Here is a 22,025-nt window from a genome sequence, read left to right as displayed (position 1 = left end):
CGTCTCAGCGTCGATATGCTCAGTCAGGTAGAGAGCAAAACGGCTCGTCCTTGAGCGATCGGACCAGATGGCGATAGACAGACAGATAGAAGATGAGTAAGACCCGACGAAGCAGGGTGAAAGCCGGCGGTAGCAGACAATCGATTGGCTCTGCGAACGCGTCCGCCCGAGCATTGACTAGGGAGACACCTCATCCAGGCGTTTCTGCCGGGTGGACGGACCAAATTGGGCCAGCAGGGCTGCCAGCAAGAGAAAGCTCCCGATCAGCACAAAGGTGCCACCTGGCCCCAGGCGGGTCACCAGCGAAGTGACGTAGCTGACGCCAATCCCGCCACCCACATGGCCGATGCCGTCGACCAGGGCGAAGCCGCTGGCGCGGGCCCGCGTTGGGTAATTCTCGGTCGACCAGGAATAGACCATCGGCAGCCAGATATAGCAGCCCATGCCCAGCACGATGGTGCCGAGCGCCGCCAGCCCAAAGCTATTGCCACTGAGAGCGACGGTGACCTCTCCGAGCATGGTCAGCAAAGCAGCGACCAGCAGCCAGATCTTGCGCTCCACATATTCGCCAAGCAGGTAGGCCGAAAGAGCACAAATCGTACTGCCGATGATGCCGCATGAAGTGATCAGGCCGGCCTCGGCAACTGGATAGTGCAGGGCCACCAACAAGGTGGTCATTCCCGAGATATTCGAATAGACCGTAATGTAGGCCAGCAGCCAAATAACCAGGAGCAGAATGGTGCGCTTGAAATAGAGCGTGTTACTGAAGATTTCCTTGTAGCCAGTGCGCCGGTCGTAGATCGGTGCCTGCAATTCCGGCTCTGGCGGGGGCAGCTCGCCCGCCAGGCGCTGGCGTGCATGATCTTCCATGCGCTCGACCACGCGCTCGGCCTCGTAGATGCGACCCTTCGTAATGAGCCAGCGCGGCGATTCGGGGAGCTGGAAGCGTAGGAGCAGGCCGATAAAGGCCAGAGAAGCGCCGATGGCGTAGACGACACGCCAACCGAAGGTAAACTGTGGGCCGGCCAGGGCAATAGGCAGCCCATAGGGGAAAGGCTCCGGGGGCGTCGTTAGATAGAAACCAAGCCAGACGCCAAGCGATCCCCCGATCGAGGACATAATAAAGATGAGGGCAGTGTAGCGCGCGCGCTCTCCCCGTGGCGCCAGCTCATTGATATAGGTATTCACCAGCGCCAGGTCGGCCCCGATTCCGACGCCGGTCAGGGTTCGCGCCAGCACAAAGTGCGTGTAGTCTGCCACAAAGGCCGTGTAGAGCGAGCCGAGGCCGGTGATCGCCATCGTCACCACCATCATATCGCGGCGCCCATAGCGATCCGCCAGAGGACTAAAGACCAGGGCCCCCAGCACATAGCCCAGGAGGTTCATCAGAACGGGAAAGCCCAGGTACTGGCTGGCCGTCAGCGGAAGGCAGCCAACCACAATTTGTGTGCAAGTCTGAATAAAGGAGACGTTGATGTCACCAATGTCGTAGAACGTGAAGAGCAGCCCCAGACCAATCACCAACAGCACCGTTCGAGGTAAAGCCCAGACCGGAATGCGGTCCTGCCGGGCAATGATCGCCGCTGCGATGCGCGATTTCTTCTGGCCAGGAAAGACAACCCTGCTCGTATGAGCTGACATGCTGCACTCCTATTACTTCTACGTCTGGGAAATCAGCTATATTCCATTAGAAAGAGAAAATCCCTTCTTTTCTCTTCTCTGATCGCCTGGCAGCCTCCCTTGTACGAAAAAAGGAAGAAGAGTACTCATCTCTGTGCTCATGTTATCCACTGGGACAACATAGCGAGAAGATGACGTATGCAGAGCCATTGTAGAGAAAAAGTGGCAGGCAGACAATGTTTAGCAGGACAAATTGGCGGGAAGAAATTGTACTCAGCAACAATAAGGAGGCGGGCCAGCTGGCCCCGTCGTCTTACGCTCCCGACAGGGGAGCTGCAAGTTGGCGGGGCCAACTGCTGGCTCGTGCGGGCTGAGCATGTGGGTGGAGAGGGAATTGAGCTTATCTCTGCTGAGGGCCATCAAGCTGGCGAGCGATCAGCGTCATCGCCTGCTCGCCGACCAGGGCCCGCAACTGGGCATGGATCTCTCCCATGCGCTCCATGCGTCGCGTGATAAAGCAATGGCGGCTTACTCCTGCAGCCAGGCCCTGCAGGCCGCGCTCTGCCGCCTCGTATTCGGCCTGGATCTGGGCTAGCAGGCGAGCTACCTCGGACCCGTCTCGACTGGGTTGCTCTTCGGATGCAGCCATAAGAGCCAGCTCCTTCCCTTCCTGCAGTTTGTGGCAACTGACGACCTCTCTCCAACCCATCCCTAGGCGAGAACTGGCGATCCTTGCCTTGCCGGTCTACCTGCCTGCGAAAGCCCTTCCTTCCTTCCTTTCTTTCTTCCTTTCTTCTTTTCTCCTTCTCATTCTGCTGGGAGCAGAGGATGATGGCCCAGCTGTGGCTGAGGGAGCTTCTTAGAACGTCTCGCCAACCTTGACATGGCCGCGGAGCAGATTGCGGGCGATGATAAAGCGCTGGATCTCGTCGGTACCCTCGAAGATGCGCCAGACTCGCATCTCGCGGTACCAGCGTTCAATCGGTAGCTCCTTGGTGTAGCCCATGCCTCCATGAATCTGCAGGACGCGGTCCACGACACGATTGGCCATATTGGCCCCGTAGAGCTTGGCCACCGAGGCGGCCTGGCGATTATCCATCTGCTGCTCTGCCTGCCAGGCGGCGAAGAGGGTCAGCCAGCGGGCGGCTTCGATCTCCACGTAGGAGTCGGCGATCATCCACTGGATGGCCTGGCGGTCGGCAATGGGCTTGCCAAAGGTCACGCGCGTGCGGGCGTACTCGATGGCCATCTCTAGCAGGCGCTCGGCGGCCCCAACGGCGCGGGCGGCGATGTGCCAGCGACCGGCACCGATCCACTTCATGGCGAGCTGATAGCCTTTGTTCAACTCGCCCAGAATATTCTCCTCGGGAACGCGCACGTTCTCGAAATAGAGGGCTGCTGGTCCCCAAGAACCCATTGTCGGAATATAGCTGGAGCGCCAGCCCATTTCCCGGTCTACCAGGAAGCAAGTCAGGCCCTCGTATACTCCTTTCTCGGGGTCAGTGAGGGCGAAGACCATGACAAAGTCGGCCTCGTTGCCGTTGGTAATGAAGATCTTTTCGCCGTTGAGGACCCAGTCATGGCCGTCCTTGACGGCTCGCATCTTGAGGTTGGAGACGTCAGAGCCGGCTTCCGGCTCGGTCAGGGCGAAGCAGGAGCGCCGTTCGCCGTTAATGGTGGGGATCAGGTAACGCTTCTTCTGCTCCTCGTTGCAGCTATAGAGAATATTATCGGCGGAGCCGCCGAAGGTGAAGGGCACAAAGGTGCGATAGAGTTCGATGGTGATGACTGCCGTCATGATTGGGCCAAGGTTGGCCCCGCCATACTCCTCGGGCGTGTTGATGCCCCAGAAGCCTAGTTCTCGGGCCTTCAGCTGAAGCTCGCGGAGCCTGGCGCGGTCTAAGCCGGGGCGTCCCTCTCGTTCGTTGCGCAAGACCTCGCCTTCCAGTGGCATCAGCTCCCTCTTGACGAAGGCGCGCACCGTCTCCTGGATCATCTTCTGTTCTTCTGTCAGGCGGAAATCCAAAGTTCTCCTCCTCGTTGGTTGCTGGCTGCTTCTTCTCTCCCTGCCTGCTGGCAGGGCCAGACCGACACGCTCCCGTACTCGTGCTGAAGACGGGCAGCGCTGGCCTTGCCTGTAAAGAATAGAGCGGGCTGCCTCCAGGTGACAGAGGGACAACCGTTCGGTGAGTGATCCAGCACTGGCAGGCAGAGCTGATCAGGACGCCTGGTCCGGGTACAGAGCTATTGTATGAGGAGAGCAACAGGGGAAGGCAATGTTTTGACTGACAAATTCAAGGCCGCTTCTTTGTGGCAGGGAACAGGAGGCCAGGCCCGCCGGGGAAGGCTTGTGCCTGTGGGTGAGGGGGAGGAGCTGATGCGGAGCGTGCCGCAGCAGGCAGGGGGGCACCTGAGAGCTAGAGGCTCGCGGCGCTGGTGCCCTCTCCTGCGTGGCTGCGTTGCCAGATGAAAGCTGCCAGGGCCATCGCCGTTTGTTCCTTGGGGGTGTGCTCATCGCTGCCCAGCAGATCCTGGGCGCGGTGCAGGCGATAGCGGATCGTGTTGACGTGGACTCCCAGGCGTTCGGCCACGGCCTGGGCTGAGCCGAGTGTCTGAGCCAGCACGAAGGTCTCGGTCAGGTGGGAGCCGGTGGCGCGGTCGTAGTCGAGCAAGGGCTTGAGCAGCTTAGCGGCGAAGGCCTCCAGATCCTTCATCAGGCGCGGGTTCTCCAGCAGGCTATCGAGGCCGAAGGTATAGACATCGAGCAAATACTCGCCGTAGCCCTCGCGGCGGGCCTTATGGGCCAGAGCGATGGTGTGGGTCAGGCCCATCTTCAGGTCTTCAAGAGAGTGATAGCGTCCGCCGTAGACGATCCACAGCGGCTGCACGCCGCAGTGTTGTAGCAGGGCGTCGCGCACCTTTGAGGGTGGCTGAGGTGCCTGGCCTTCGAGCAAGACGATGGCAGTGTCGTCGTCAACAAAGATCAAGGGACTTTTCAGGCACTCCAGCACCACGCTCTCGGCGATCATGCGCTTGCGAGCCGACTTCATGGCCTGCAGGCTCTCCTGCGGCCAGGCCAGCACCCAGAACTGACCGCGCTCCACCGGTAGGCCGAGCCGATAGCCATCTTGCTCCACGTATTGCAGGGAATGCCCTTTGAGAAGTGAGCGGAGCCACTGCTCACGGCGGCGATCGAGCTGGTCCTGTACCTGTTCCAGGCGTGTAATCACCAGGTTGCAGGCCACCACCAGATCGTAGAGGAAGTCCGGCCAGTGGGGAGGTGGCAACGGCACAGCGGGAGAGAGATAGACCGAGCCAGCGCGTTCGAGGCCGGCGAGCGCCAGCGGAACCACCTGCACCTTCTCGGGCTGGCGAGCGCGCTCGGCGCGCAACTGCTCCAGCTCCTCGCTGCGCGCCAGGACATAGGGCTTTCCGCTGCCATCGGTCACGATCACCGGGCCTTTGATCAGTTGGCCGGCCCAGTTCTCGACGGCCTCCACCCGATTGGCGTGCAGCAGCAGCTCATACCAGGCTGTCTTGGCATCGGGGGTGCGCGCCAGACCGGGCCAGTGGATCACGGTGGGGCGCTCGGCGGGCGGCAGTGGCTCCAGCAGACGGGTGAGGCGCTGGCCAAGGAGAAATTCCGCCAGCGAGAAGGGGGCAACCGTGCGCCTGGTGGTATAGAGGACAGCGGCCACATGAGCGCTGCCGTCGGGGGCCGTCTGCGAGCGCACCGGCAGGGCCATGCCTGAGCGCACCTGTTCGCGGTCGACAATGTCGCAGACGCTGGGATCGCGATAAGGGGAATTGCGGTAGTCGCCGCGTCCCATAGGGGTGCCATAGGCGGCGACGCGCCCGCCGATCCCGCGTCCCAGGCCGAGGGCGAAGCCGAAATTGCTCTGGCGGGCGCCCAGATGGCCGGCGATCTCCACCACATCGCTATAGGCGCGGCCCCAGAAGGTGAAATCGGCGCGAGTCACGATGCGGGCCAGGCTCAAAATAGCGGCCAGGGCCTGGGCATCGCCGTGAGTCAGAGCCTCGATCAGAGAGCGATCATGCACGGGCGAGCTGGGTGAAAAATACTGTTCCTCCTTCTCCTCTACCTCCAGCAGAGCCTCCAGGGTCTGGCGGACGCGCAGCAGCCCCTCGTTTGGCGGGAGGGAGAAGGCGCCGCCCTCGCCAGGAGTGGGCCAGAGAATCCAGAAGGCGCGCCGAGCGCTCTCGGGGGAAGCGAGCTTCAAGAGGAGGGCCGGGGGCATCTCGCTGAGGCCGGTGCGCAGATCGCGTTCGAGGATGCTGACCACCATCTCAGGAGAAGGGTCAAGGCGTGCCGAGAGCCAGCGGTGCATAGCGTTACGCCGGATGCCGGCATAGTAGACCTTCCACGGCCCCTTGCGCTGCGGGCAAGGCCAGATCAAGGCCGTGGCCACGGCAGGCACGCGCGTCAGCAGCTCCTGGAGAGCGCGCGCAATCGCGTCCTCGCGCTGCCCCGGATAGAGGGCCGCGCTCTTCAGGGCGTGCGTCACAGGGGTCCAGGGATCTGGACAATGCTCTAGCATAGTGGCGCCCTCGCCATTGTGGAAGCCAACAAATAGCCATCCGCCAATTTGTAGACAGAGACATTGTATACCATCGCGCTGCCTGTTTACAATAGGCTTGCATGAAACGCCAGTGGCCGCCAGGGTCGGTGCCAGCGGCAAGGAGACGAGCCTGCGGCGGCGCAGGCAGATGGAGAGAGCGGGTGAGGAACTAGCCCATTTGGGCTAGTTGCAGAGAGAGAAGCCTGGCTGAGTTGGGCGGCAGTGCCGATGGAGTATCCGCAGGCGGGCCGGAGCAGGGAAGCGAGTCGGGCCAGGGAGAGAGTCAGCATCGCTGCCGACGGAGGAAGCGCCTATGCTAGTGCTGCAGGACGTTGCTGTCACCTATCAGAACGTCATCCCCGCGTTGCGGGGCGTCTCGCTTGAGATCCCTGACAAGGTGGTCGTCGCCCTGCTGGGCACCAATGGAGCCGGCAAGACCACCCTCCTGCGGGCCATCTCTGGCCTGCTCCCATTGCATCGTGGCACCCTTGTTGGTGGTCACATTCTCCTGGCGGGCGAGCGCATTGACCGCCTCTCTCCCACGCGCATCGTCCAGCTGGGCATCGCCCAGGTCCTGGAGGGGCGCCGCCTCTTTGAAGACCTGACCGTTGATGAAAACCTCTATGCCGGCGCCATCACTGTGCGCAATCCCACCGCTATCCGTCGGGCCTACGATCGTGTCATGAGCCTCTTCCCGGTTCTGGCCGAGCGGCGCAGCAGTCGCGCAGGCTATCTCTCTGGTGGCGAACAGCAGATGCTGGCCATTGGGCGGGCCCTGATGGCCTCGCCGCGCCTGCTACTCCTCGACGAGCCTTCCCTTGGTTTGGCCCCCTTCATGGTGCAGCGCATCCGCAGCATCATCGCCGAGATCAACGCCGAAGGCACCGCTGTTCTGCTTGTCGAGCAGAATGCGCAGATGGCCCTCTCGGTCGCCCATTACGGCTATGTACTGGAGACTGGACGGGTCGTTCTGGCGGCCCCAGCTGCGCGCCTCTTGCAAGAGGAGAACATCCGTCAGTTCTACCTGGGCCTGCGCGAGGGGGAGCGCCAGCTCTCGCTTGGGCACCTGCGCCAGCGACGGCGAGCGGGAGCGGCAGAGAGGAGATGGCAGTCATGAGCGAGAGGCCCAACTATAGTACCCTGCCCGGCCACAACCACCAGCTGAAGGCTAACGAGCCGCTGCTGCGCGTCGAACAGCTCTCGGTGCGCTTTGCGGGCGTACGCGCCCTCAGCGAGGTCTCTTTCACCGTCTGGCCAGGCGAACTCTTTGCCGTCATTGGTCCCAACGGCGCCGGCAAAACCTCCTTGTTTAATGTGCTCTCGCGCGTCTATCAGCCCGAGGCGGGCCGCGTCACCTTTGCAGGTCAGGAGCTGCTGCGGCTCAAGCCCCATCAGGTGGCCAGGGCCGGTATCGCACGCACCTTCCAGAACATGGGCCAGTTCCCGACGATGACCGTGCTGGACTATCTGCTGCTGGGACGCCATACACGCATGCATAGCGGCATCCTGCGCGCTGGACTGTTTATCGGCCCAACTCGTCGAGAAGAATGGGAAAACCGCACTTATTGCCTCCATATTCTTGATTTGCTCAATATGAAAGAGGTGCGTGATCGTCCTCTAGGTAGCCTGCCCTATGGCCTGCAGAAGCGGGCTGACCTGGCGCGCGCCCTGGCGATGGAGCCACGCCTGCTGCTCCTGGATGAGCCGGTGGCGGGCATGAGCCTGGAAGAGACCGAGGAGATTGCCGCCATCATTCTGGAGATCAAAGAGCAGCTGGGCATTACCCAGATCCTCGTTGAGCATGATATGGCGCTGGTCATGGGTCTGGCCGACCGTGTGCTGGTGCTGGACTTTGGTCGGGTCATTGCCGAAGGGCGGCCTGCAGAGGTTCAGGCCAATCCGGCGGTCATCAAAGCCTATCTGGGTGAGGAGTCGGAGCAGCTACCGGCACCCGCCGACGACCTGCCCGCCGTCTCCGAGAACTAGAGACCGCCGCGAGCTGGCAGGCCCGGCCCGTCAACTGGCCAAACAGTCTGCTCGCTTGTTTGTATGGAGAGGCCGGAAGGCTTCTTCTCTGGCCCTGAGCGTACCAGGGCGCTCTCTTGTTGCGTGTCGCTCGCTCGCGCTATTTGCGGCTTGCTTGTGTCAGGAGGAGCGATGAGTTATGGCCTATTTCCTTCAGCTGGTCTTTGCGGGCGTGGCCCAGGGCTGCATCTATGCCCTCATTGGGCTGGGCTTTAGCATTATCTTCAAGGCGAGCCAGGTCATCAATTTCGCCCAGGGCGAGCTGCTGCTTGTCGGTACCTATGTGGTAGCCAGCGCTGTTCTAAACTGGCACCTGCCTTTTTTGCTGGCGCTACCGCTGGGGCTGCTGGTCACGATTCTCATCGGCCTCCTCTTTGAGCGGCTCGTCCTGCGCAGGATGATTGGTCGTCCGCCTTTCACTGTTCTCATGATTACCATTGGTCTGGACATCATTCTGCGTACGCTCGTTGTTGTGGGCTGGGGTTCGCGTACCATTCCGGCGGCCACGCCTTTCACTGTCACCAGTGGCTTCAACGTGGCCGGTGTGCATCTGGGCAGCAGCGACCTCTGGACCATTGGTGTGACGATTGTGCTCTGTGCGGCCCTCTACTATTTCTTTCGTCGCACGCGCTATGGGCTGGCCATGCGGGCCACGGCTCTGGATCAGGAGGCGGCCCTTGCTATGGGGATCGACGTGCGCACTGTCTATGCGCTGGCCTGGGGGTTGGCGGCGGCCATTACAACGCTTGGTGGCGTGCTGCTGGCGATCGACAGTCTGGCCATTGATCCCAACTTTGGCAATGCGGCCCTGGTGGCCTTCCCGGCGATCATTCTGGGGGGCCTGGACTCGGTCAGCGGCGCGGTCGTCGGTGGCGTCATCATCGGCCTGACCAGTGTCCTGACGGCTGGCTACGAGAGTCGCCTGCCGGCAGTTGTTGGCACGGGCCTGCACGAAGTGACGCCCTATCTGATCATGATTCTTATCCTCCTGATTCGTCCCTATGGTCTCTTTGGCTCAAGAAAGGTAGAGCGTGTATGATCGCTACACGGGAGCGTGGCCGTAGCCGTCTTCGTCAGGAGCTGCCGCGGGAGGCCGAGCCGCCGCGCCTGCTAGGGAGCCTGGCGCGCTGGCTTTGGCTAGGGGTTGGAGTGTTGGCCCTGTTGCTCTTCTTCTCGCTGGCCGGCGACGACTGGTTTACCATTATCAACTACTGCCTGATTGCGGCGATCGCCACCTTGGCGCTCAATCTCCTCTCAGGCTATACTGGTCAGATTTCGCTGGGCCTGGCGTTCTTCATGGGGCTGGGAGGCTATACGGCGGCCTTTTTGGGAGGCAATCCGCCGCAGGGAGCGCTTGATCCCTGGGGGTTGGGCCTGCCGGTCTTCATCTGGCTGCCGGCGGCGGGCCTGGTCGCGGCCCTGGTTGGGGCGCTGATTGGGCCGAGTGCCTTGCGCCTGCGCGGCTTCTATCTGGGCATAGTAACCCTGGCCCTGGTCTTCATCGGCAATTATCTGTTCCGCAACCTGAGTTTCATCACGGGGGGGCCGCAGGGGCGCAATTTCCCAGTGCCGGCCTTTGGAGGCTTCTCGCTCGACCAGCAGAATAGCATCCTGGGCATTGCCCTGACTTCGGGGCAGCAATATTTCCTGCTCATCCTGGTCATCCTCCTACTCTCGGCACTCTTCGTCTACAATCTCAGCCGTTCGCGCGTCGGTCGCGCTATGCGGGCCGTACGGGACCACGAAGTGGGCGCTGCCATCATGGGGGTGAACCTTTTTGAGGTCAAGATGGGGGCCTTCGTGCTCTCCTCGTTCCTGGCGGGCGTGGCCGGCGCGCTCTATGTCTCCTATGCGCGCTATGTGATCCCCGACTACTGGAGTCTGAGCCTCTCGATCCAGTTTGTGGCGGCCATCATCATCGGCGGCATTGCCGATGTCTGGGGGTCGATTTTGGGAGCGGCCTTTGTCTTCGCCCTGCCCCAGGTCATCGACTACTTCTCGCTGCTGCCGCCCAGCACTGGCGGTGGGGGCCTCAGCAGCGGCGATCTGAATGCGCTGCTCTATGGCCTGCTGATCATTGTCTTCCTGCTGTTTGAGCCAGGCGGAGTCATTGGTCTGGTGCGCCGCCTACGCCCTGGGAGGCCTCGCTTGCAGGCAGCAGGGGCCAGCGCTGCGGGCGCGGGAGCGGACGCCGCGACGCTCAAAGAAGGAGGTGAGAGCATCGAGGTGGTTGATCTTCAGCAGCGCGCCTCTGGTCCTGATGAGGAACAGGGGCGCAGGAGAACTGGCGCCTCGTGAGCGCGCCTGAGAGCACCTTGACGGGCGTCGTCGCCTCTGCTTCCCTCTTGCCTGCCGTGTTGCCAATGCGCCAGCCTGTGGGGGTCTGGGCCAGGGCCTGATCTGGTGGGCGGCAGGTCTGCAGTCGGGAAGCCAGTAAAGTAAAGGCGAACCAGCCGGGTTTTTGGCGGTATCTTGTGCCTTTGGCTCGATAAGGGGGTAATTGTTTATGGTCACCAAACGTTTCTTGTTTGCCTGTATACTCATCCTCCTGGCCGGTCTACCGATCCTTGCGGGCTGCGCAGGCAGCAGCACGGGCAGTAGCTCGGGTGGACTCAAGGCGGGGCCAGGCGTCGATCTCAATAAGAAGACGATCACGTTAGGCATTCTCTCGCCCTACTCGGGACCGGTGGCCGGACCGGTCGGCATCCCGATCGCCAATGGTGTGAAAGCCTTCTTCTATCATGTCAATGACCACGGCGGCATTAACGGCTTTAAGGTCCAGTTCGTTGAACAGGATACGCAGTATAGCCCACAGCTGGAGGTGCAGAAGTACAACCAGATCCGCAACCAGGTGCTGATGATTGCCGATAGCCTCGGGACGCAGCCGACTTTTGCTATCAAGGATCTGGCGGCAGCCGACCACATGCTGGTCTCGGCGGCGACCCTCTCATCGGCGCTGGCGCGTGAGAAATATCTGATCCTGGTGGGCACACCTTACCGTCTCCAGGTGGAGAATGCTTTTGACTACGTTGTTAACAAGTTGGGCGTCAAGAATCCGGCCACGGCCATCATCTACCAGAATGATGACTACGGCCAGGATGGGCTGACGGGCTATCGCGAAGCCGTCAGTGTCTACCACCTGCACGACGTTGCCCAGGTCTCCTTTGCGGTCAATGATACAGATTTCACCGCTCAGGTGGCGCAGCTGAAGGCGTCCGGCGCGAAGTATGTCTTTATGACGACGCTGCCAACGGCCACGGCGACCATTATCGCTACAGCCTACAAGCTGGGTTACAATCCGCAGTGGATTCTGCAAAGCCCGGCCTTCTCGATTCAGCTACTGGCGGTGCCGGCACTCAAGCCCTTGATCAGCCGGGCCTGGGTGGTCTCGCAGGGAGCGGCCTGGGGCGATACGAGCGTGCCGGGGATGAAGCAGATGTTAGAGGACCAGGCCAAGTATTTCCCGAAGCAGCAGCCCGATGGCTACTTCGAGTTTGGCTATGCCGAGTCCTACGTGACTTACGCCATTCTGAAGAAGGCGATGGAGAACGGTGATCTGACACGCGATGGCCTCTTCCGCGCCTTCGAGTCGCTGCAGTCGGTGGATATGGGTGGCTTGCTGCCGCCGGCGCACTATGGCTCGACGCCCGATCAGCGCGTGCCAACGCGCGATTCGGTGATCTACCAGGTTGATGCTACCCAGCCTGCCGGCGTGAAGCCGCTCTCGTCAGATTTCACCGGGGTGGCCGCCAGCCAGTCTCATTTCTAAGCAGGTTCGCTAGCTCGCTCCTTTTCTTCCCTGTCTGCCCTGGTGTTTGGTTGCTCATGACGACCGGCTGTCCCCTACCTGCGACCCCGCGGGATGGGGACAGCCGGTGAGCAGCTCGGCAGGGCCAGGCTCTCGCCCCCGCCCGGCCCTGGATGCCATATCATTGCCCTCTCCTCGTGCCGCCTCCACTCCTCTCCTTCGTCCATTCTACCTACCGCTTGGACCGTACAACGCTGCCCTCAATTGCGCCCCGGCCAGCAGCTCCATGCTCTCTTCGTCTCCTTCTTGCTCGCTTGCCTGACCCAACTGGTCTATTCGCTTGCACTTGCGGCGATGAATGTCAACCTGGACACGTATATATTAAGTGAAAGCTATTCAGCTTGCTGCTCGGCAAACTGGCCCGACTCGCTGGCGCACCGAGCAAATAAAGGTCCTGGCTGCGACCTCGACGCGCCCAGTGATCAGCGCAAGGTCTGGCAGTGCCTGGTTTTATCGCTTAATTATTGAAATTTATCGAATCGGAGTATTCTATCGAACATTTCCTGGTGCAATGTGAGATAGGTTCTCTGTTGCAGCAGGAGTGTGCCACTCGTGCGGGCTCTCTGCGTCCCGGGGCTGAGTGTCCTGCAAGAGGAGAGGGATCATTGAGCATGGCAACTACGAGTGAACTGAAGGAAATTATCCGTGAGCTTGAGCTGGTCGATATTGGCGATGCTGCCAGCTATCTCGGTGAGGAGGCGATGCCAGTGCAGGAGCTGCCCCGTAACGAGCAGCCGCTGTCGCTGCTGGAGCATGCTCCTGGTCATCCAGCGACCTGTACCTGCATCTTCTGTCAATTATTGCATGTCTTATAGAGCAAAATAGCTGCTCCGCTTCAGCGCTTCACCTGAGCGACGGGGCGCAGGCGATGGCGACTCCCCACCACTGCCTGCCCCCGTCGCTCTCTCTTCTGCTCCCTCTGTTCTAGGCTGTGGTTTGCACGCTGCGGGACCTCAGTAGTGGGCCTCCAGCAGGATCTTGATGCGCCGCTCGGGATGGGGCATGCCGCTGGTGCGGATCTGAGCGACGACGGCCTCCAGGTCGTAGGGCACGCGACGGATCTCGCCCTCCCAGCCGTTGCCTTGCCAGCTAAGAATGCCGTAGGCGGCGCGCTGATCCCCATCGCGTGGCAGGCCGCAGCTGGCCACATCGAACAGCAACAGGTGCCGCCAGCGCCGCAGGTAAGCGATATGCAGGTGGCCGAAGGCCAGGGTGCCGATCTGTTCATCCAAGCTACCAAGCAAGCGCTCCAGCTCCTGATCGGAGGCGTGAGGAGGAATGGCGTCCTCCAAATTGCGCGGGTTGGCGTGCACGACCAGGGCATCGCTGCCATTGGGATTAGCCACGCGGTACGAGAAAGGCAGGTCGCGCAGATAAGCGATGCCTTCCGGTCCGATCTGCTCGCGCGTCCAGGCCACGGTGCTCTGTTTTTTGCGCCCTTTCTCGGGGGCGGCGCTTACCACCTCCTCATCGACGTTGCCCTTGATGACCGGGCAGCCGAGCTGCTGGACAATTGTGAGCACCTCGCGAGGGCGCGGACCATTCAAACAGAGGTCGCCAGCGATGACTAGCTGATCGATCGCTGGCTGGCGGTGCAGATCTTCCAGCACGGCCTCCAGGGCCACCTGATTCCCATGAATATCAGAGATAATGGCAATGCGCATAGTCAATTTGCTATCCTCTCCTTAGAGCGAGCGAGCGACAAGGAAGGCAAGAGGTAATCCGCTGCCGGGCGAGGCAGCTAGCGGCTTGCCGTCTGGCCTGGGGCGGACCTGTCTGCTGCAACGGAGGTGAGAGCCGATGGAACACGTTATCGGCGTCGTGTCGGATACCCATATTCCGCGCTTCAAGGCTTTACCCGAGGCCCTCTGGCGTTATTTTGCCGATGTCGAGCTGATCATTCATGCTGGAGATCTCTCGGTGCTCTCCGTCGTCAGTGAGCTAGAGACCATCGCCCCGGTCGTCGCTGTGCAGGGCAACATCGAGAGCGACGAAGTGCGGCGCGCGCTGCCCCTCAAGCGCGAGCTGGTGATCGGCGGCTGCCGCATCGGCGTCGTTCATATCCTCAGCCCGGACAGCGCGCGGCGGCGCAGCGAGGATGAGGCGCGTCTGGAGGCGGCCCGCCGCGAGTTCCCGCAGGCGAGCTGTGTGATCTTCGGTCATACCCACGTTCCCTATCTGCGTCAACGGGACGGGCTGCTGCTCTTCAATCCCGGCAGCGCTACCGATCGGCGCACTCAGCCAACCTGCACGATTGGCCGTCTCTACATTGAAGACGCCAGCGGCAGCCTGCGCGGGGAAATCATCCCCCTGGCTTCCTCTGTCCGCTGAGCTGGCTCCGAGGCGGAGCCAGCCCGTCGCTTGCTGGTCGGCAGCGCAAGGGAAGGAAGCCAGAAGGGGGTGATCAGCGGCGTGCCCGCAGCACCTCCTGGCCGCCCAGATAGGGGCGCAGGGCCTCGGGAATACGCACCGAGCCATCGGGCTGCTGATGGTTCTCCAGCAGCGGGATCAGGATGCGCGGCGAAGCAATAGCCGTGTTATTGAGCGTGTGTACGAACTTCAGCTTGCCATCGCGATCGCGGTAGCGGATATTGACGCGCCGCGCCTGCCAGTCGTGGAAGTACGAGCAAGAGTGCGTCTCGCGATAGCGGCCCTCGCTGGGTACCCAGCATTCCAGATCGTACATGCCAACCTTGCCATCGCCCATGTCACCGGTGCAGACATTGACCACGCGATAGGGGATCTCCAGGGCCTGAACCAGCTCCTCGGCGTTGCGGATCAGCTGCTCGTGCCAGCGTACCGACTCCTCGTGCGAGGCTTCGCAGATCACATACTGCTCGACCTTGTTGAACTGGTGGACGCGGAAGACGCCGCGCGTGTCCTTGCCATAGGTGCCGGCCTCTTTGCGGAAACAGGGGCAGAAGCCGACGAAGGTCAAGGGCAGCTCCTCGTAGCTGAGGATCTCGTCCTTGAACATGCCCGTAATCGAGACCTCGGCGGTTCCTACAAGGAAAGTATCCTCTCCTTCCAGGGCATAGACCTGGTCCCGCCCGCGCGGGAACTGACCATTGCCGATGAAACAGAACTCGCGCGCCATCGCCGGCACGATCAGGGGCGTGAAGCCCTTGGTGGCGATGCGATCGAACGCGAAGTGCAGGAGGGCCAGCTCAAGGCGAGCGGCATCGCCCTTGAGCACATAGCTGCGCGAGCCGGCGATTTTGGCTGCACGCTCTATGTCGACCAGGTCCAGCTTCTGCATCAGCGTATAGTGATCTAACAGCGGAAAGTCGAATTGCGGCGTCTCTCCCCAATAGCGCACCGGGACGTTGTCCTCTTCGCTCGTGCCGACGGGGGCCGAGGGATCAGGAATCTGCGGCACCAGGTAGAGGAGCTGCTGGCGCTGCTCGATGAGATCCGCTAGCTGCGGCTCCAGTTCCTTGAGGCGCGCCGCCAGCTCCTTGCCCTGGGCAATAAGGGCCTCGCGCAGCTCCTTGTCTTTACCGGCCTGCCCGACGCGCTTCGAAAGCTGGTTCTGCTCCGCTCGCAGCATCTCAACCTGATGCTGCAGTTCGAGGACCTGGCGGTCAAGGGCCAGAAACTGGTCGACGTCAAAATCGCTCTGCTTGAGGCGTACAGCCTCTTTGACAAGCTCTGGATGATTGCGAATGAAGCCGAGATCCAGCACGAAAAACCTTCCTCCTTCTGCTCTTTTCTTCCTCAAACGTGGGTCCTGGGCCTTGGTCTGTAGCCGGTCGCGCGCCAGCTCGCTGGCCGGGCGGAGTCAGGTCGTTGTGATCCGTCCTCGCTGCAAGGCGTGAGGAGCGACCTGCATCGGCCAGGGGGGCTGCGAGCCTGACAACTGACCGCCTATAACGGTCCTACAGCAATAAAAAAAGCGTTATCGTCCACTGTGCAAGGACGACAACGCTGGTTGCTGCGTCGATCGTGGTGCCACCTTTGTTCGGATGCTCTGTTGCCGGCTAGCCAGAGGGCAAGAGACCCCAGAGGCTGGCTGCATAGAGCCATCCCTCATTTGGCCTGTTAACGGAGGCCACCGCAAACGCTCATCGCGTGGGCTCCCAGGTGGATTCCCTCATCCTCGGCGCTGCGTTGCACCAACCCGCAGCTCTCTAGTCCTCGCAGGCATGAGGTACTTGTCCTGTTCTTCGCCTTTACTCAGTCAATGGCCCCTGGCTCAAGCCAGGGACTTACTCGCAGCCGTATTGGCCCAGGCTTCAGGGCTGGTTAACAGCAGCTCACTGCCCCCCAGGACAGTCTAGCGGAATTGACCCGTCTGCTCCCCGCCCCCTCTGCATGATGAGGCACAGCCGTTGCTGGCCAGTGCCTTCAGCCTCGTGAGGAGGATACCATAGGAGAGCCGGCTGAGTCAACCCCAGGGTGAGGGTGAGTGAGCAGGAAGCCGCCTTCCTCCCCTGGATGAATCCAGGAGTCCCCGGCGGCCTGCCTTTATGGACAAAGCGCTCCGGCCTGGTGGCCACAGTCTGTCTGATCCCAGACCTCGGCGCTGGCGGCTCACTGGCGAAGGGTCCAGACCTGGGCATTGCTGAACTGAGCCACACAAGGCAGCTGATCGTCGATGGCGGCGACGCCAATTATCCCCGTTGAGAGGGTATGGTCCTGCACGCTGCCCACAGCCTGCTCGTTGACATAGAGCACGATGGTGTCCTGACTGACCAGCACGCCCAGAATGTTTGTCTGCGTCAGGCCGCTGCTGATCGCCGGGCTAAAGCCAGTCAGCAGGGTTTGGCCCCTCTGACCCTGGTAGAGATCGAGAGCGAACGAGCCGTTGATGCTCACGCGGAAAAGATAGTAGCTCTGGCCATCACTGCTGGCGCGAAAGAGCAGACCGGCCTCCTGACCGTGGGTAATCGTCAGCTGGACCTCGTAGACAAACTGGCTGAAGTTTGTCTGGTGGGCGAGACAGGGCTGTAGCAGTCCGGGGTGACCGGCTCGCGCCTCATAGGCGCCGTTGTTGAAGAAGCAGCCGGTACCGGCGTCGCTGAAGCCCTGGTCCCAGCCGTGGCTCTCATCGGGGCTGCTCAGATCATCGCTGAAAGCTGGCTGGCCCTGTGTAATCTGGCTCAGGCGCTCGTCGTAAGCGGTAGCGGTTGCTGTGAGCTGGCTATTCTGAGCGGTTGCCAGGCTCTGGGCCGTGGCGGTGGCGTAAATAGCTGCCTGCTGGGTTGCCAGGGCCTGGGCGGTGCCTGCGGCCTGGGCGCTGGCGCTAGCCAGAACATGGCGCGTGGCCTGGGCGCGGGCGGTGGCCTGGGCCTGGAGTATAGCCGTAGCCTGGCCCGTGGTCAGCATGACGAGTAGAGCTGTGCTCGTCAGCAGCAGCAGGGCGGCAAGCGATCCATAGAGCCACCACTGACGGCGCGAGAGTCCGGCAGGTCGCAGCCGGAAAGGGGCCGGCTCAGCAGCAGATGCCTTCACGAGCGTCATTGTCTCCGCCTGCTCTTCTGACCCGTCTCCTTCTGTTGGCCTTGCGGCGGAGACCTCGCTGCTCTCCGCTGCCCTTGGCGTCCACTTGTGAGGTGGTGGTAGCTCCGGCTCGGGGCCGCTCGTGCTCACCGGCGGGCGGCTTGAGTGCTGCTTTCCTGGCATAGATGGCGCTCCCTCGCTTGACAGTAGGCTCCTCTCCTTCTGCTCCTCTCTGCTACTATAGCATGAACGCTGTATACAAGACCAGCCCTGCCTGGACCTGGCGAAGGTACAGAGGACCCTTCGGCGGGGGAGAAGAGAGCGCGAGTGCTGGCAGTCTCGGGGCGGGTAGGGCCTGCCCCATCCCCGTGGTGACCAGTGTTCCAACGCTACGCTTGAGCCAGCGGCTCGCCTCTAGTCACATGATCACCGCTGATCTTCTCCCTCCCATTCGAAAGCCTGCCTACAGCTGCCAGATTTTGGCATTCTGAAAGGCGGCGTCGGCGGAGATCTTGCCGGTGGTCAGCGCGACCAGGCCGACCATGCCGCTCGTCAAAGCGCTGTCGTGAACCGTAGCAAGGTAGTGCTGATTCACGAACAGAATGAGCGTATTCTCCTGGGCGATGACCGTCAAAGTATTACTCTCGCCGAGATTGGCGTTAATGGCGGAGCTGACGCCCTCGGAGAGATAGGTGACATTCCCGTTATCGACTTTACTCAACAGGTAGGCGCTGCTGGGGCTGATGGTGAAGCTATAGAAGCTGCGTGTATTCTCGTCAAGGCGGAAAACCAGGCCCGCCATCGTCTGGAGGCCGCTCTTATCGCCCTTGACCATTGTCATATCGACCTGGAAGGCCAGGTTGTGGTACGTCGCAGCATTGGCAGCGCAGGCCCAGGCTGGGGTGTTGGCGGTGGTCAAGATATGCAGGGCGCCATTGTTGAACTGGCAGCCGCTGCCATCGTTATTGCGCATATCATCCCAATTGCTGGCACTCTGACTGGCCAGCGAGTCATTCACCTGGGGGGTCTGCGCAGTGACATAGCTATAGAACGCCTGGGGATTGTTCTGCAGGGCAGTCACCGTTGCCGTGGCATTCGCCTGAGCGACGGCGGTCGCCGTCTGGTGGCTGCGAGCGAGAGCTGTAGCACTTTCAGCCGTGGCCGTGGCGGCGGCGTGTTCCTGGCCTGGACGGATGACACCGAGGTAGACGACGCTCCCCAGCAGGATCATGACGCAGATCAACACGATGGCCAGAATGAGCAGCAGCGTAGACCTGCCTCCTTTGGCCTGGCCCGGCGCGGGAGGAGAGGGGGGAAAGCCTGGGCCTGAACCTGGTGCGGCTGCTCCAGGAGTTGGCTGTTGTGGATACCACGGCCAGCCAGGCTGACTTTGTTGAGGGAGAGCGGCGCCCGCCTCCCTGTGAGGGCCTGCCGCGCTCATTGGGCCGGGCGGGAAGAAGGAAGGTGGATAGCCAGGGTAGGAGGGACCAGCAGAACCGAGGGACCCTGGCGACGAAGCTGCCGCCGGCGGATAGCCGGGGCCGGCGGGCGGAAAGATGCCGCTCTGGCTAACCTGGCTGGCCGGCTGAGGCGGGGAGCCAGGGGCTGGAGTCGGAGGCGCTGCCCCCGCTGCCTGAAATTGAGCGGGCGAGGGCGGAAAGGGGCCGCTCTGGCCAGGGTAAGAGGGGCTGCCGGAGCCGGCAGAAGGCGGCACCCACCCGTAGCTTGTGGCCACATCCCGTGGCGGTAGGACCGGCGTTACACTGCCGGGCTGGGAGGAGGAAGCGGGGGCCGCAGCTGGCCCGCTGGCAGGTGAGGCCGTTGGGGTCGCTTCCGTTGCCGTACCGGCTTGAGAGTGCTCACCTCCCGAGCCCGAAGCTTGAGCCTCGCTCTGCTGAGCAGCCGCTTCCCCCTGGGCACTGGACGGTACTGGCGGCAGTTGCTGCCAGCGCGAAGGCGCCCGCACCGTAGGCTCGCTGTAGGGAGCGCGCAACGTGCGCTCGCTATCCTCAACGCCGATCGACTGTTCGCTGCTCGCGGGGCGATGCTTAATCAGCGTATCATCTGGGCTGCCGAACGTAGGCGACGGGGTCTGCTCCTTCTCTGGCTCCAGCACATTGTAAGGAGTAGGAGCGCCGCAGGCGGGGCAGACCCGGGCCTCAGCGGGCAGCTCGGCCTTGCAGATTTGGCATTGCATAGGTAAGAAGATCCTCCTCAAGGGCTGGGCGTAGTGATTCCCGAAGGCATCATCAGCATAACATGCTTTTCAATCTATGCCAAGTGATCTCATCATGGCTTGTGAGAAGCGAGCCGAGAGCGGGAGCATGGACGAAAACCGGCCCCGGCCCTACGTGATTTCTGGCTTTGGTTCAGGTGCCAAGGAGCACAAACAGAGAGAAAAACGATAGGCAGAGAAACGGGCATGAGTGGTTAGCGCGACCAGACCTGGAGCTGAGAAAAAGCTGCATCGGTCACATGACCCAGATCGATGGCGAAGACGCCGATCTGCCCCGTGCTAAAGCTCGTATCCTGGGCGCTGCCCACGTATTGCTTATTGACATAGAGAATGATCGATGATCCGCGGACGATCACCGTCAACAGGTTATCCTGGCCAGGCGCCGTGTGGATTGCTGGCGTTGGGCCGCCAACCAGGGCATTCGCCTGAGTACCATCGGAGAGCATGAGGCTATAGTTTCCATCGCTGCCAACGAAAAAGAGATAGCCAGTGCCGCTGGCCCCATTCGCGCGAAAGACCAGGCCGCCGCCATCGCCTCGCACCAGGCGCATGTGAACCTGCAGCGTGAAGTTGGCAAACCTCGTAGCCAGAGCCAGGCAAGGGATGAAGACATGGTCGCTGGAGACGACCGAATGCAAGCTAGAGCCGGAGAAGAGGCAGCCCTGACCCTGGTTGCTATCCAGGGTCCACAGGTTGCCATTCTGCCCGGTCAAAGGATCGACCAGGGTTGGTGCTCCTTGGGTGGCCGCTGTGTAGGTGGCCTGCTGGGCGGTGACCGTAGCAGCAGCAACGCTAGTGGCCTGGGTGGCAGCGGTAGCCGTAGCGTGGGCCTGGGCAATGGCTGTTGCTGTGGCGTGGGCATGCGCCTGGGCAGTGCTCTGCGTAAGAGCTGTCAAAGCAGCGCTGACCGTGGCCGTGGCCCCCGCCCGCAGCTGGGCCGGGTGGTAAATGCCGCCATAGATGAGCAGGCTCAGCCCTGTCAGGAACAGGAAGAGCATCAAGGCAAAGCCGAGCCGCAGCGAGCGCGACAGCGAAAAACTGCTCTTCTGCGAGAACTCGCGGTGCTGAAGATGGGATGGGTGCCGTGGCCCTGCTGACATCGGCATCGCTGACTGCCCGCCGGGCGGGGTGGGAGGACCTGGCTCGCTGCGGCTCGCTCTGCTGCCCTGAAACGCGGCTGGCGTAGCCTCCGCGGCGAAAGGAGGCGGGCCACCAGCTCCAGCTTGCTGCCCACCTGTCCCAGCCTGCTCCTCGCTCGTCCTTAGCGCCCCTCCGCAGACAGGACACGTGGTGTAATCCGCGGGCACCGCTGCGTAGCAAAACTCACAGTGCCTGACCATGAGACCTCTCAAACCTCCTGGTCTCTCAGTTTTCTTGCTATCCTTACCCTGATCATTTCCTTGCACCCGTGCCCCGGCTCCCAAGACTCCAGTTTCTCTGCTCGCACGATCTTGACGCGCTCCATTTCCTCTAGGGATTCTTTCGCTGCAAGCAAGTGCCCTCCTTCCAGGCCAGGGCTGGCGATGCAGCACAGAGAGTGGAAGAAGAGAAGACGTTTGAGGTGTCCCTTCCAGGGCGGAAGAAGGTGCTTCTCATCCTTTCATATTATGAAGATAAATGTATTGATTGACGACACTCAGTATAACACACTGCTTTGTCGAAGGGAAGAGTAAAAAGAGAAAAAAATAACACGTGACAGACCGCTGCCGGCAGGCAGAGAGCCAGTGTCGCGACAGAAAGCGGACAGAGGCGGTAAGGTGCCGCCGGGGGAAGGTCACGTGTCAGGGCAAGCCCTGTGGTGGGGGAAGGGGGAGCGAGGTGTCTTCCCTGTGCGGCCAGCGGGCATCGTGGCAAGGCTCGGCCCGCAGCCGCCGGAAGCGACCCCGCGCTCGCTAGATCAAGCCCAGTTCCCACTTCGCATCTTCGCTCATGCGGTCGGGAGTCCAGGGAGGATCAAAGGTCATCTCCACATCGCATGACTTGACATGCTCGACCTGGCTGACGCGCATCTCGACCTCAGACATCACGTCGCCCACCAATGGGCACCCCATTGACGTCAGCGTCATCTTAATATGCACGTGGCCTGTTTCCTGATTAATGTCGATCCCATAGACCAGGCCGAGATCGTAGATATTGACGGGAATCTCTGGATCGTAACACTCCCGCAGGGCCTCGATCACCTCGGCCTCATTGATCTGGGGCATAGTCTGCTGCTCCTTCTCTGCTGATAGCCCAATATTCCAAGTAACATAGTAGGGATTACTTCACATAAATATAGCGCAAGGCCTCGACCTTGTCAAAAGAAGCCGGCAGA

At 61.5% G+C, this 22,025-nt stretch carries 17 protein-coding genes; 7 read left to right on the top strand and 10 right to left on the bottom strand.

Annotated elements, in window-relative coordinates:
• Positions 1 to 177: 177 nt before the first annotated feature.
• From N688_RS15015 to N688_RS14995, 4 genes are all read right to left on the bottom strand, one after another.
• Entirely contained in the window at positions 178 to 1,641 is a 1,464-nt protein-coding gene (locus tag N688_RS15015) for an MFS transporter (RefSeq protein WP_052890040.1), read from the bottom strand.
• A 379-nt stretch (positions 1,642 to 2,020) separates the two neighbouring features.
• Positions 2,021 to 2,269 carry a hypothetical protein gene (locus tag N688_RS15010; protein WP_052890039.1) on the bottom strand — a complete coding sequence of 83 codons (249 nt, stop codon included), beginning with the start codon at positions 2,267 to 2,269 and terminating at the stop codon, positions 2,021 to 2,023.
• A 210-nt stretch (positions 2,270 to 2,479) separates the two neighbouring features.
• On the bottom strand, positions 2,480 to 3,646 hold the full coding sequence (locus tag N688_RS15000) for an acyl-CoA dehydrogenase family protein (protein ID WP_156025439.1): 1,167 nt from the start codon (positions 3,644 to 3,646) through the stop codon (positions 2,480 to 2,482).
• A gap of 391 nt (positions 3,647 to 4,037) precedes the next feature.
• Positions 4,038 to 6,179: a PucR family transcriptional regulator gene (locus N688_RS14995; RefSeq protein ID WP_052890037.1), complete on the bottom strand. Its 2,142-nt coding sequence runs from the start codon at positions 6,177 to 6,179 to the stop codon at positions 4,038 to 4,040.
• Positions 6,180 to 6,513: 334 nt separating this feature from the next.
• Here N688_RS14995 and N688_RS14990 point away from each other — a divergent pair, with 334 nt between their 5' ends.
• The 6 genes from N688_RS14990 to N688_RS14965 all read left to right on the top strand — a co-directional run bounded on the left by N688_RS14990 (position 6,514) and on the right by N688_RS14965 (position 12,848).
• Positions 6,514 to 7,317 (top strand): ABC transporter ATP-binding protein, encoded by an 804-nt coding sequence (locus tag N688_RS14990; protein ID WP_052890036.1) that lies wholly within the window; start codon positions 6,514 to 6,516, stop codon positions 7,315 to 7,317.
• Positions 7,314 to 8,186: an ABC transporter ATP-binding protein gene (locus N688_RS14985; protein WP_052890035.1), complete on the top strand. Its 873-nt coding sequence runs from the start codon at positions 7,314 to 7,316 to the stop codon at positions 8,184 to 8,186. The genes N688_RS14990 and N688_RS14985 overlap by 4 nt, the downstream gene beginning before the upstream one ends.
• A 178-nt stretch (positions 8,187 to 8,364) precedes the next feature.
• Positions 8,365 to 9,264, top strand: a complete 900-nt coding sequence (locus N688_RS14980; RefSeq protein WP_052890034.1) for a branched-chain amino acid ABC transporter permease — start codon at positions 8,365 to 8,367, stop codon at positions 9,262 to 9,264.
• Positions 9,261 to 10,523 (top strand): branched-chain amino acid ABC transporter permease, encoded by a 1,263-nt coding sequence (locus tag N688_RS14975; protein WP_052890033.1) that lies wholly within the window; start codon positions 9,261 to 9,263, stop codon positions 10,521 to 10,523. Before N688_RS14980 ends, N688_RS14975 begins: the two co-directional genes overlap by 4 nt.
• A gap of 208 nt (positions 10,524 to 10,731) precedes the next feature.
• Positions 10,732 to 11,994, top strand: coding sequence for an ABC transporter substrate-binding protein (locus N688_RS14970; RefSeq protein ID WP_052890032.1), 1,263 nt, complete (start codon positions 10,732 to 10,734; stop codon positions 11,992 to 11,994).
• 650 nt (positions 11,995 to 12,644) lie between these two features.
• The gene (locus N688_RS14965) at positions 12,645 to 12,848 is read left to right on the top strand and encodes a hypothetical protein (RefSeq protein WP_052890031.1); all 204 of its coding nucleotides are present in this window, start codon (positions 12,645 to 12,647) and stop codon (positions 12,846 to 12,848) included.
• 138 nt (positions 12,849 to 12,986) lie between these two features.
• Here N688_RS14965 and N688_RS14960 read toward each other — a convergent pair whose 3' ends face one another.
• Entirely contained in the window at positions 12,987 to 13,697 is a 711-nt protein-coding gene (locus N688_RS14960; RefSeq protein WP_052890030.1) for a metallophosphoesterase family protein, read from the bottom strand.
• 136 nt (positions 13,698 to 13,833) lie between these two features.
• Here N688_RS14960 and N688_RS14955 point away from each other — a divergent pair, with 136 nt between their 5' ends.
• Positions 13,834 to 14,364, top strand: a complete 531-nt coding sequence (locus N688_RS14955; RefSeq protein WP_052890029.1) for a metallophosphoesterase family protein — start codon at positions 13,834 to 13,836, stop codon at positions 14,362 to 14,364.
• Between the two features lie 73 nt (positions 14,365 to 14,437).
• Here the strand turns inward: N688_RS14955 and serS are convergent, their stop codons facing one another.
• The 5 genes from serS to N688_RS14930 form a co-directional block, all read right to left on the bottom strand.
• Positions 14,438 to 15,718, bottom strand: coding sequence for a serine--tRNA ligase (gene serS / locus N688_RS14950; RefSeq protein WP_052890028.1), 1,281 nt, complete (start codon positions 15,716 to 15,718; stop codon positions 14,438 to 14,440).
• An 848-nt stretch (positions 15,719 to 16,566) separates the two neighbouring features.
• On the bottom strand, positions 16,567 to 17,658 hold the full coding sequence (locus N688_RS14945) for a hypothetical protein (protein ID WP_156025436.1): 1,092 nt from the start codon (positions 17,656 to 17,658) through the stop codon (positions 16,567 to 16,569).
• A gap of 280 nt (positions 17,659 to 17,938) precedes the next feature.
• A complete protein-coding gene (locus N688_RS14940) occupies positions 17,939 to 19,672 on the bottom strand; it encodes a zinc ribbon domain-containing protein (RefSeq protein ID WP_052890026.1) in 1,734 nt (577 codons plus the stop codon).
• 233 nt (positions 19,673 to 19,905) lie between these two features.
• The gene (locus N688_RS14935) at positions 19,906 to 20,817 is read right to left on the bottom strand and encodes a LamG-like jellyroll fold domain-containing protein (RefSeq protein ID WP_156025435.1); all 912 of its coding nucleotides are present in this window, start codon (positions 20,815 to 20,817) and stop codon (positions 19,906 to 19,908) included.
• Between the two features lie 786 nt (positions 20,818 to 21,603).
• Positions 21,604 to 21,915, bottom strand: coding sequence for an iron-sulfur cluster assembly protein (locus N688_RS14930; RefSeq protein ID WP_069803982.1), 312 nt, complete (start codon positions 21,913 to 21,915; stop codon positions 21,604 to 21,606).
• Positions 21,916 to 22,025: the final 110 nt, after the last annotated feature.

The organism is Thermogemmatispora carboxidivorans (assembly GCF_000702505.1).
Taxonomy (GTDB): domain Bacteria; phylum Chloroflexota; class Ktedonobacteria; order Ktedonobacterales; family Ktedonobacteraceae; genus Thermogemmatispora; species Thermogemmatispora carboxidivorans.
The sequence above is the reverse complement of the archived record's forward strand: the minus strand, read 5'-3'. Positions and strand labels throughout refer to the sequence as shown.